Annotated in this window: 5 protein-coding genes, 1 tRNA gene and 6 pseudogenes; 9 read left to right on the top strand and 3 right to left on the bottom strand. The window is 65.0% G+C overall.

What is annotated here, in order from left to right; translation table 11 throughout:
* From BQ7477_RS12835 to BQ7477_RS08960, 9 genes and pseudogenes are all read left to right on the top strand, one after another.
* Positions 1 to 123: pseudogene (locus BQ7477_RS12835) on the top strand (DNA polymerase III subunit delta'); the annotation flags it as partial.
* Positions 124 to 160: 37 nt separating this feature from the next.
* On the top strand, positions 161 to 1,771 hold the full coding sequence (locus tag BQ7477_RS08995) for an alpha/beta hydrolase (RefSeq protein ID WP_073983650.1): 1,611 nt from the start codon (positions 161 to 163) through the stop codon (positions 1,769 to 1,771).
* A gap of 109 nt (positions 1,772 to 1,880) precedes the next feature.
* Positions 1,881 to 1,953: transfer RNA gene (locus BQ7477_RS08990), tRNA-Thr, on the top strand.
* Between the two features lie 210 nt (positions 1,954 to 2,163).
* A complete protein-coding gene (locus BQ7477_RS08985; RefSeq protein WP_338072949.1) occupies positions 2,164 to 3,357 on the top strand; it encodes an IS1249 family transposase in 1,194 nt (397 codons plus the stop codon).
* A 684-nt stretch (positions 3,358 to 4,041) separates the two neighbouring features.
* Positions 4,042 to 4,512, top strand: a complete 471-nt coding sequence (locus BQ7477_RS08980; protein ID WP_073983649.1) for a Dps family protein — start codon at positions 4,042 to 4,044, stop codon at positions 4,510 to 4,512.
* 390 nt (positions 4,513 to 4,902) lie between these two features.
* Positions 4,903 to 5,904 carry a ferrochelatase gene (gene hemH, locus BQ7477_RS08975; protein WP_129582547.1) on the top strand — a complete coding sequence of 334 codons (1,002 nt, stop codon included), beginning with the start codon at positions 4,903 to 4,905 and terminating at the stop codon, positions 5,902 to 5,904.
* Positions 5,905 to 6,149: 245 nt separating this feature from the next.
* Complete coding sequence (locus BQ7477_RS08970) at positions 6,150 to 7,352, top strand: PLP-dependent transferase (protein ID WP_073983647.1); 1,203 nt, start codon at positions 6,150 to 6,152, stop codon at positions 7,350 to 7,352.
* Positions 7,353 to 7,894: 542 nt separating this feature from the next.
* A pseudogene (locus BQ7477_RS11635) lies at positions 7,895 to 8,212 on the top strand (topoisomerase C-terminal repeat-containing protein); the annotation flags it as partial.
* Positions 8,204 to 8,710 (top strand): annotated as a pseudogene (locus tag BQ7477_RS08960) (PLP-dependent transferase); the annotation flags it as partial. The pseudogenes BQ7477_RS11635 and BQ7477_RS08960, both read left to right, overlap by 9 nt.
* A 1-nt stretch (position 8,711) precedes the next feature.
* Here the strand turns inward: BQ7477_RS08960 and BQ7477_RS13090 are convergent.
* The 3 pseudogenes from BQ7477_RS13090 to BQ7477_RS08950 form a co-directional block, all read right to left on the bottom strand.
* A pseudogene (locus tag BQ7477_RS13090) lies at positions 8,712 to 9,140 on the bottom strand (ABC transporter permease); the annotation flags it as partial.
* Positions 9,141 to 9,355: 215 nt separating this feature from the next.
* Positions 9,356 to 9,487: pseudogene (locus BQ7477_RS13085) on the bottom strand (ABC transporter ATP-binding protein); the annotation flags it as partial.
* Positions 9,488 to 9,922: 435 nt separating this feature from the next.
* A pseudogene (locus BQ7477_RS08950) lies at positions 9,923 to 10,696 on the bottom strand (DUF3418 domain-containing protein); the annotation flags it as partial.

Below are 10,696 nucleotides of genomic sequence, written 5' to 3'. Positions count from 1 at the left end.
ACGCCCCGCCAGACCCTCGCGCGCGTCGACCACATCGAGACGGCGCGCCGGCGCCTCATCGCCAACGGAAACCCCCTCCTCGTCCTCGAAGACATGACGATCTCCCTGCGCCCACAGGCCTGAAAACTGACCCAGCGATTCAGCGTATACAATCGGGGCCATGAAGACACGCTCCTTCGCGGTAGCAGCCGTCGCGATCCTCGCAGTCGTCGCTGTCGTCCTGACCGTCGTCGGCTACGTGGGGACACGCGCCAGGGGACCCGTTCCAGCGACCACCGCCACCTCCTCGTCGGTGTCGATCCCCGTCCAATCGGGGTCCACCCAGCCGTACTACGAGCAGGGCATCACGTGGGGCGTGTGTTCGGAGGGAACATTCGAAACCTTCCAGGGAGTCGACTCTTCCGACCCCAGCGAATACCAGTGCGCCTTCCTCAAAGCACCCCTGGACTGGGACGAACCCGACGGCGACCAGATCTCCCTGGCGCTGGCCATCCACCGATCCGGACAGAAAGACGCTCCCGCCCTCTTCGTCAACCCCGGCGGCCCCGGCGGCTCCGTCGTCTCCGCGCTGCCCTACTACTCGGCCCTAGGCCTCGGCGACTCCGTCGTCGCAGCGTACGACATCGTCGCCCTCGACCCGCGTGGAGTCGGCGCCTCCACCCCCGTCTTTTGCATAACCGACGCAGAGAAAGACGAACGCAACGCCGGCGACGACAACGATGGGAACGACGACAACCCGCAATCAGCGATCGCCGACACCGAAGAAGAATCACGCGCCTTCGCCGACGGATGCCGCGAACGATCCGGCAACCTCTTCGAACACATCGACACGGTCAGCGCCGCACGCGACTTCGACATGGTACGCGCCGTCCTCGGCCAGGACACACTCAACTTCCTGGGCTACTCCTACGGCTCCTTCCTGGGCGCCACCTACGCAGAACTCTTCCCCGAGCGCGTCGGCCGCTTCGTCCTCGACGGCGCCCTGGACCCCTCGCTCAGCGTCGACGACATCTCCACCCTGCAGATGCGCGGCCTGGACGCCTCCCTCCAACAGTGGATCACCGACTGCGCCACCCAGGCCTCGTGCCCCATGGGACGCACCAAGGACGAGGGCGTGGCAACCGTGCGCTCCTTCCTTGACTCCCTGGCGCGCACGCCGATGACGACCAACGACCCCAAGCGCCCACTCACTGAGGGACTCGCCGTCACTGCACTGACCGGTTCCATGTACAACACCCAGCGGTGGCCGCAGCTCACCGACGCCTTCGAGGCCGCGTGGCGTAAGGGCGACGGGACACAAATGTTGGCAATCGCCGACCTTATGAACTCGCGCAACCCCGACGGAACCTACGCCGACAACTCCGCCGACGCCATCAACGCGATTAACAGCCTGGACTATGAGCCGGAGGGGACACAAGAGCAATGGATCGAGCGCGCCACCTCCCTGAAGAGCGAACTCACCATCCTGGGCCGCTACGTCGGCTACCCTTCCGCTGGCTTGTCCGTCTGGCCCACACGCCACGCCGACCGCCATCCGATTACCGCCCAGGGCGCTGCCCCCATCGTCGTGATCGGCACGACGCACGACCCCGCCACCCCCTACTCCATGGCGCAAGGCCTGTCCGGGCAGCTGGCCAGCGGTGTCCTCGTCTCCGTCGAAGGGTGGAATCACACGGCATACCGGCGCGGCGCTAACCGGTGCGTCGTCAACGCCGTCGAGGACTACCTGGTGAAGGGCACCGTCCCGACCGACGGCCTCATGTGCAAGTAGGCAGTGACCCACGACATTGCCTCGTGGGCATTCTTGGTTTGCGTTGTCGGCGCTCCTTCCAGTAGAGTTGTGCCGTTGCCCGCGCGCCCGACACGGAACGGCAGGCACGGCCGCCTTAGCTCAGTCGGCAGAGCGATTCACTCGTAATGAATAGGTCGTGGGTTCGATTCCCACAGGCGGCTCAGAAGCGCCCACCCCTACAGGGGTGGGCGTTTTCGTCTATGGACGAGGCCTGGGCTGAGTGCGGGGGTGGCCAGGTGCGGACTATAGGTCACGAACGTGGTGCTTAAGTTCCGTGTTTAGGTTGGGATTGCGGGCGAAAGTCGCTGTTATTTAGGTTCGGGCGGTTAATCGCGCAGCTTCCTTGACTTTCTGGGGTGATCGTGTAGTGGGTGAGAACACGATCGAATCGTGCTCGGCGTTGCCCGGTGTGCGCTGTGCCGATGAAGAAGAATGGACACACCGCGGCGGGCGCTCAACGGTGGAAATGCACCTCGTGCGCCCTGTCAACCACATGTCCATCAGGGCGTGCGCGCCGACACGAACAAGCCGATGAGCTGGCAGACTTCATCGCGTGGGCGACGTCTCGGCACACCCAAGACGAACAGGAAGGCTCAGCGCGCGCTTTCCGGCGTCGTACCTGTTGGTGCTGGCAGGTGCCGGTACCTCACCCGCCCGTCACCGGGCAGGTCCACGATCAGATCTTCATTGACGGCATGCACCTGTCGGGCGAATGGGTGCTGCTGATCGCCCGAGACCGCGAGCATGTGCTGGAGTGGCAGTGGGCGGCCAACGAATCCGCGCAGGCCTACACGGCCCTACTTGAACGCCTCGCTCCTGCCGATGTGGTCACCACCGACGGTGCTGCAGGCGCCTTGGCGGCTATCGCGCACCTATGGCCCTCCACGCGCGTGCAACGCTGCCTGGTCCACGTTCATCGTGACATCATCCGCGACCTCACCATGCATCCCAGAACCGAACCCGCACGGGCGTTGCTGGCCTTGTCACGACGCTTGACGAGCATCACCAGCGTCGACCAAGCCAGCGCGTGGTTGACGATGCTCCACGACTTTGGGCACACCTTCCGAGAATGGATGTCACAGCGCACCTTCGCCGCTCAAGACCCTGCATGGGCGTCAAAAACCGGTAAAACCTGGTGGTACACGCATGAACGCACGCGCCGCGCCTACCGACGCTTGGCACGACTGGCACGCCAAGGAGTGCTGTTCACCTACCTGACCAACCCCGACGGCACACCAGCCGACCCGCCGGCCTGCGCCACCACCAACCACGTCGAATCCATCAACGCTGTCGTGCGTGAACTCCTCCACGCTCACCGCGGTGCCAGTGCCTACCACCAAGCCGTCATCGCCGAATGGGCTCTCCTCCTGCGCACCCCACAACCCCCGACCCCCACCGAAGTCCTGACCCAATGGGAACACGACGGGCGCCCCACACCCCGCCGGATCCCCACACCCAAACACCCCAACCACACCGATCAGAAACGCCACGGAATCCCGGAAGGAACCCCCACCCCAGAAGAAGGACTCTGGCCACGCAAAGGCTGGGCCGGACGCGCCCACTAGACCCACGACACGCCGTCTAAAGCACCACGTTTGCGCCTATAGCCCCCACTAGACCCACGACACGCCGTCTAAAGCACCACGTTTGCGCCTATAGCCCCCAGGTGCTCTCGGTGAGGCTCCATGAGTGGTTGCCCAACAATGTCGCACGTAATTCCCTTCTGACTATTTCAACATTTGAATTCATGTCGTTGGAATTGCAACGATTTCGGGGGCTCTCGAAAACTGACCGAGGGAAATTACGTGCGACTTGTGTAGTGGGTAGGTTCGCTTCCTCTGCTGACCGTCGACTGCTCGGCCTGGCAGTGTCGTTGTGTGATGCCTGCCCACAGGGGTGGCTCGGGGCTCGTGGGGTGGCTGGATGGGCGAGGTATGCTCGGTCGCGCGGGGGCGACGCTGCCCGACAGCATGGGGCCATGGCCTCGTGGAAATCGAAAGCGTGAGGCAACCGTGGCCTCGTGAAAGATTGGTAAGGCGACCCTATCCGATAGGGCCAAAGTCCCAGTGATGTAATAACACCCAAAAACCGGGCGTTATTCCCATACTTGACACAATCGTGAAACATTTTACTAAACAGCGGACAGCGCTAGAAATCTCGGGACCAAAGGACCAAGATGGTTGTGTCTGAAGGGCAACGCCTCACGAGGGTCGCGCCCGCATCGAATACACAAGCAGAGGAGATTCATCATGACCGTTGAGTCCACCGGTTTCAAGGCTTCCGACGTTCTCGCAGGCAACCTGCAGAAGGTCCTCACCGACGTCACGGCACTGTCCCTCGTGGGCAAGCAGCTGCACTGGAACATCACCGGCGAGGGCTTCCGTTCCCTCCACCTCTTCCTTGACGATGTCGTTGACATCGCCCGTGAAGCCTCCGACGAGATCGCCGAGCGCATGCGCGCCCTCCAGGTCGTCCCCAACGGCCTGCCCGAGGTCGTCGCCCAGCGCAACACCCTGCCGACCGTCCCCGAGACCATCATTAAGACCGATGACGCCGAGGAACTCGCCGTCGCCTCCATCAACGCGACCGTCGGCACCATGCGCGACGTGCACGAGAAGGTCGACGCCGAGGACTCCGCCTCCGCCGACATCCTCAACGACTACATTCGCCGCCTCGAGCAGCAGGCGTGGTTCATCCGTTCGCAGAACGGCCAGGCCTGAGCCAGATCCCTCCATCAGGAGGACGCGAAGCCGTCGGCTTCGCGTGAATAACGCCCGGGTGCCCCGCCTATCTGATAGGCGGGGCACCCGTGTATCTCCGACAAGGAGGCTCCCATGCGGGAACGTGTTGGCGTTGTGCTACCGCGTGATCGCGTTGCGCGACCACGAGTGAGGCGTGGCGATGCTAGTGCGTCGCGCAGGCACAACGAGGCCTGTAGTGAGCGGGAGCGTGCGTTCCGCCCGTTATTGAGGCGGTTAGCGTTCGCGTTGCGTGGCGAGGCTGCAGGGAGGTGACACCAAGTCAGGGACAGCGCGTCCGCGGACCACTATTCTGAACGGGTGATGATTTCCGAGGATTTAACGCCAGTCGACCCTCGCGCCGCACGCCCGATGAACGCCCGACCAGGCGATGCACAGCCCGCCCTGATTCTGGTGAACCTAGGCACGCCGACCGCGCCCGAGCCGTCAGCGGTGCGCGCGTACTTGCGTGAGTTCCTCTCCGACCGCCGCGTCATCGAAATGAGTCCGTTCCTGTGGAAGCCCATCCTCGAAGGCATCGTTTTGCGCGTTCGCCCGCGCCCGGTCGCCGCCAAATACCGCAGTATCTGGCTGGATGGGGGTTCACCCCTCATGCGCTACACCCGCGAGCAGGCGCGCCTGCTGGGTGAACGTCTGCCGGGTGTGCGCGTCGAAGTCGCGATGCGTTACGGGCAGCCCTCCATCGGCTCCATCCTGGACGGTCTTCACGCCGACGGGGTGCGGCGCGTCGCTGTCCTGCCTGCATACCCGCAGTATGCTGCCTCCACGGTGGCGACCCTCAATGACACGATTGCGCGGTGGATTCGCCGTAACCGCGACGGCTTCGAGATGCGCCTTCAGCGTTCCTTCCCGGCTGCCCCCGCATATATTGACGCGCTAGCTGTAGCGCTCGAGGAACATTGGGAGCGTGTGGGCCGACCGAACTTCCTCGCGGGTGATCGTGTTGTCGTGTCTTTCCACTCGATTCCGGTCGCCATGGACGAGGCCGGGGATCCCTACCGGGGTGAGTGCCGCCGTACGGTTGCCGCGTTGGAAACGCGCCTGGGCCTGCCGATGGGGTCACTGACGGTTTGTTTTCAGTCGGTGTTTGGGCGTGCGCAGTGGTTGGGTCCGCAGACGATCGACGAGATGGGTGAGCTTGGCCGTGCCCGCTGTCCGCGTGTGGACGTTATCTGTCCGGGTTTTGTGGCGGATTGCTTGGAAACGCTCGAGGAGATTGATCAGCTCAACCGCGAGACTTTCGTCGAGGCCGGGGGCGGGGATTTTCATTACGTGCCCTGGGCTAATGATTCTGACGGTGCGGTTACGGCCCTGGAGGAACAGGCGCGTATCGCCCTCGCTGGCTGGGTGTAGGCGCGCACGTTAACCCGATAGGTGGCGCTAGGGGTCCCTCGATGCGCACGTTAACCCGATAGGTGGCGCTGTTGGCCGCGCGCCCACACTGCTACCACTAGGGTTTAGCTGCGCGTTGAGAGGTTCATACCCCCAGTTCTCGGGTCGCGGTCGCCACCTCTTTGCGCCCCGAGTGCACGCTGTCACAATAGATCGACCGACGAAATCCTTCGGCGTATCCAGCTACGGCCTCGTACTGTGACGGTATGAGTGCGACTGACTGTACCGACTTTGCGACGCTGGCCATCCACGCCGGGTTCGACCCGGATCCCGTGACGGGTGACGTGGTGCCGCCGATGCACGTCACGTCGACGTTCGTGCAGGATCGGCCCGGTGAGCTGCGAGAAGGGTACGAGTACGGGCGCTGCGGCAACCCGACGACCAATGCCTTCGCGGGTGCGCTGGCCGCCCTGGAGGGGGCGACGCACGGCTTCGCGTTCCCGTCGGGCATGAGCGCCGAGGACACGGTCATCCGCCTGCTGGCGCGCCCCGGCGATCACGTCGTGCATTCGACGGACGTCTACGGGGGCACGCACAAGCTCCTGAGTGTCATCAAGCCAGTGGAGGGCATCACCTCCCAGGCCGCGGATCTGAGTGACCTCGCCGAGGCTGAGCATGTGATCCGCGAGCAGCGCCCGCAGATCGTGTGGGTAGAGACCCCCTCGAACCCATTCCTGACGGTCACGGACATCGCGGCGGTCGCGGCTCTTACGCATGAGGTCGGCGGCTTGCTCATCGTGGATAACACGTTCGCGACGCCCTTCCTGCAGCGTCCGCTGGCGCTCGGAGCGGACGTCGTCGTGCACTCGACGACCAAGTACGTGGGCGGTCACTCCGACGTGGTGGGTGGCGCGGTTATCCTGCGCGACGGCCTGGAGCTGCCCGGGCACGTCGAGCCTTTCTTCGGCGAGCGCGACGCGGCCGCCGAGGCCGTGAAGCTGCAGATGGCCCTCGGGCACGTGCCGTCCCCTCGCGACACGTACTTGGCGCACCGGGGCCTGAAAACGCTGGCTCTGCGCGTGGAGCGTCACTGCGCCAACGCCTTGGCGGTGGCTACTTTCCTGGCCTCCCACCCGAAGGTGAGCGCGGTCCACTATCCGGGGTTGGCCTCGGACCCGGGTTATGAGCTGGCCCAACGTCAGAATCCTCGCGGTGTTGGCGGGGTCCTGTCCTTCCAGGTTGCAACGGGGGAGGCGGCTCTCGAGGTGACGATGCGCACGCGCATCTTCGCGTTGGCAGCGTCCCTGGGCGCGCCGGAGTCCCTCATCGAGCATCCGGCGATCATGACGCACTCGACGCGCGTGGGCGGCGTGGGCGGAGTGCCCGCGACGCTTGTGCGTCTCGCGGTCGGACTCGAGGACGTGGGCGACTTGATCGCGGACTTGGATCAAGCGCTCGCTGGGATCTGACGCCCCTTCGGTGCCCCTCTGGTGCCGCTCTGATACCGCTCTGGTGCCTTCCCCACAAATCTCGCACGTAATTTAATTTGGTCAGTTTTTAGTTATGCAAGAAAACGTTGCAATTCCAACGTTGTGAATTCAATGTTTGAAATAGCGTTGGGGGAATTACGTGCAACTTTTGGGGGGTGGGGACGAGGCTGGGGTTCCCCGAGCGGTGACGCGCGGAGAGGCGCGGGCGCGGTGGCTATGCCCGAAGCAGCTGGAGTTTGGGCCGGCCCCATCGGGTGCCGAACGGGTGCACACGCGGATAGGTAACGCACATCCGGATAGGTTACAAACATCCGGATAGCTTAATAACCTATCCGGATGCGCTTAACCTATCCGGGTACGAACAACCTATCCGGATGTGCACAACTCGTCCGCCACCGACACAGGGGGTGTTGCAGGGATTGTCAGAGGCGGGTGCGGGCAATCGGCGGGCCCCCAGAGCCTGGTGCAGGTTATGCGCCCGGGAGGGCGCGGCGGCTGAGCCAGGCGGTCGCGGCAGTNCCGAGCCGACCGAGGGCGCCGAGGAGGGTGCGAAGAAGACGAAGAAGAGTACCCTCAAGCCCCGCACTGCCTCGCTGTTCAAGACCATGGACATCTCTACGGTCACCCTCGATGATGCCCTGAGTCTGCTGTCCCTGCCGCGCGAGGTGGGCACCGACCCGGCCTCGGGCGAGGTCATCACCGCGCAGAACGGCCGCTACGGCCCCTACCTGAAGAAGGGCACGGACTCGCGCACGCTGGCCTCTGAGGATCAGCTGCTCACCATCACCCTGGATGAGGCCCTGGCCATCTACGCCCAGCCCAAGACCCGCGGTCGCGGCGCCGNCCTGAGTGTCATCAAGCCAGTGGAGGGCATCACCTCCCAGGCCGCGGATCTGAGTGACCTCGCCGAGGCTGAGCATGTGATCCGCGAGCAGCGCCCGCAGATCGTGTGGGTAGAGACCCCCTCGAACCCATTCCTGACGGTCACGGACATCGCGGCGGTCGCGGCTCTTACGCATGAGGTCGGCGGCTTGCTCATCGTGGATAACACGTTCGCGACGCCCTTCCTGCAGCGTCCGCTGGCGCTCGGAGCGGACGTCGTCGTGCACTCGACGACCAAGTACGTGGGCGGTCACTCCGACGTGGTGGGTGGCGCGGTTATCCTGCGCGACGGCCTGGAGCTGCCCGGGCACGTCGAGCCTTTCTTCGGCGAGCGCGACGCGGCCGCCGAGGCCGTGAAGCTGCAGATGGCCCTCGGGCACGTGCCGTCCCCTCGCGACACGTACTTGGCGCACCGGGGCCTGAAAACGCTGGCTCTGCGCGTGGAGCGTCACTGCGCTGCGAGCCCGTGGCCAGGCCAACACTGAAGCAGATGAGCGCGATGAACGCGCTCAGCGCCACCAGGGCCGTGAGGCGCACAAGGAGAATCACCCACGGCTGGATGGGCGTCAGCGCGTACATGCGCGAGATTCCGGTCGTGCGCTCGACGGACAGCGTCGCGCCGAGCGATCCGCCCACCAGGATCACGCCGTACGTGGTCATCATGACGACCATCGCGGCGGCCACGTTGCCGCGCCCAGTCTGAGTGGTGCGCGCAACCTCGGTCATCCCGAACATCGCGTACATAAACAGGGGCAGGAGCAGGGCAAACGCCATGTTCCACGGGTTGAGGATGTGCGACAGGAACGTCGCGCGCCACAGCTTCCCCGCGCCCGTGAAGGGGGAGGGGATCGGTCGGGTGGTGCGCGCGGGTGCGTGGGTGGTCATGATTCCTTCTTCGTGTGTCGTGTGTCGTGTGTCGTGTTTGGGTTCGTGGGGCGAGGCTTCGGCGTCGGACTCGGGATGAGGTCGGGGCCTGTCTCGTGCGGGCCTTGGCGCCCGTGGGGACGAGGTCTGGGCCGGGTACTCGCGTCTCGGCTGCCCGTCGCGCACGGTTGGCTTCAGGGCGGAGGGGGTTTTTCGGGGCACGTGACCCCGAGCGCTCACTCGGCGTCGGCGTGGGAGGTGATGCGCTCGAAGACGTCTTCGAGGTCCTCGTTGTCGGCGACAACCTGCTCGGTCGGCGCGTCCAGGAGGACCTTCCCGGCGTCGATGATGACGATGCGATCGGCCTCNTGGGCCAGCCGCTGGGTGCCAGCAGGCCGGTAGCTGCCCGGTAGGCTGCGCTGTCGCTGCCTCTGCTCCTGGGCCCGCCCCCTGGCGCGCTCTGGTGGCTCGCTGCGCGGATAAGCTGTTGCTATCTGGATAGGTTGCGCGGATGTGGATAGGTTATGTGCATCCGGATAGGTTATTAAGCTATCCGGATGTTGGTTTCCTATCCGGATGTTGATTTCCCGTTCGCGCGGATTCGCGGGGACGTGGCTTGCCCGCTCGGCGAGTGTGCCGGGGAGTCTAGTGCGTGTTTTTGGGCGGGTAGTCTGGACCGTGGGGCTGCCTGACTGACTTCAGGCCCCTGTTGTGCTGCGTGCCAGGCGGGCTCGAGTGCTCAACGATCCGCGTCAGGCGTGCCCGCGCGTGTGCCGACAACCCACGCCACCATGCATGGTTCNCGCGTACAGGGGCTGGATCTCGATGTCGCCGGGGCGTGCGCCCTTGTCGTCTCCCGCGCGCCGGCCTCGTCCCTTCAAGTGGTCGAGGAGGGCCGCCTCCGTGTCGCGGATGTCGCGCTCACCCGGCAGGAAGACCAGGATGTCGCCGTCGCCCTCCGCGCTCAGCTCGTCCACCGCGTGGCAAATCGCGGTCTCCACGTCGATGTCCTCGCCCATGCCGTAGCCCAGCGTCGCCAGCTCGTCGTCCGGGTCCTCCAGGACCAGCTGGAGGGGGCCGGACTCGGTGACCTCGGTGGTTTCGATGACCTCGATCGTCTCATCCGTCTGCTTTGACGAGGCCTCCGACGTGTACGACGAGGGCGTCGTCGGGCCGAGGGGACGGTAGCGGATCTCCACCGGGTACGTGCGGCCCGACACCTCGATGACCGGCGCGGGCTCGATCAGGCGGCCCGAGCCGGGTGTGCCCTCCCACGTGCCGAAATGACGCGCAAAACGATCCGAGTCGATCGTCGCCGACGTGATGATGACCTTCAGGTCCGGGCGCGCGGGCAGCAGGCGCGCCACGTAGCCCAGGATGAAGTCGATGTTCAGGCTGCGCTCGTGGGCCTCGTCGATGATGAGCGTGTCGTAGCGGCGCAGCATCGGATCCGACTGGATCTCCGCCAGCAGGATGCCGTCCGTCATGAGCTTGACCAGGGTTGTGGGGCCGACCTCGTCCGTGAAACGCACCTGGTAGCCCACCACCTGGCCGCTCTCGCGGCCCACGGTCTGGCC

Source organism: Actinomyces bouchesdurhonensis, assembly GCF_900128465.1.
Taxonomy (GTDB): domain Bacteria; phylum Actinomycetota; class Actinomycetes; order Actinomycetales; family Actinomycetaceae; genus Pauljensenia; species Pauljensenia bouchesdurhonensis.
Note: the sequence above shows the minus strand (reverse complement) of the source record. Positions and strands in the feature narration are given on the sequence as shown.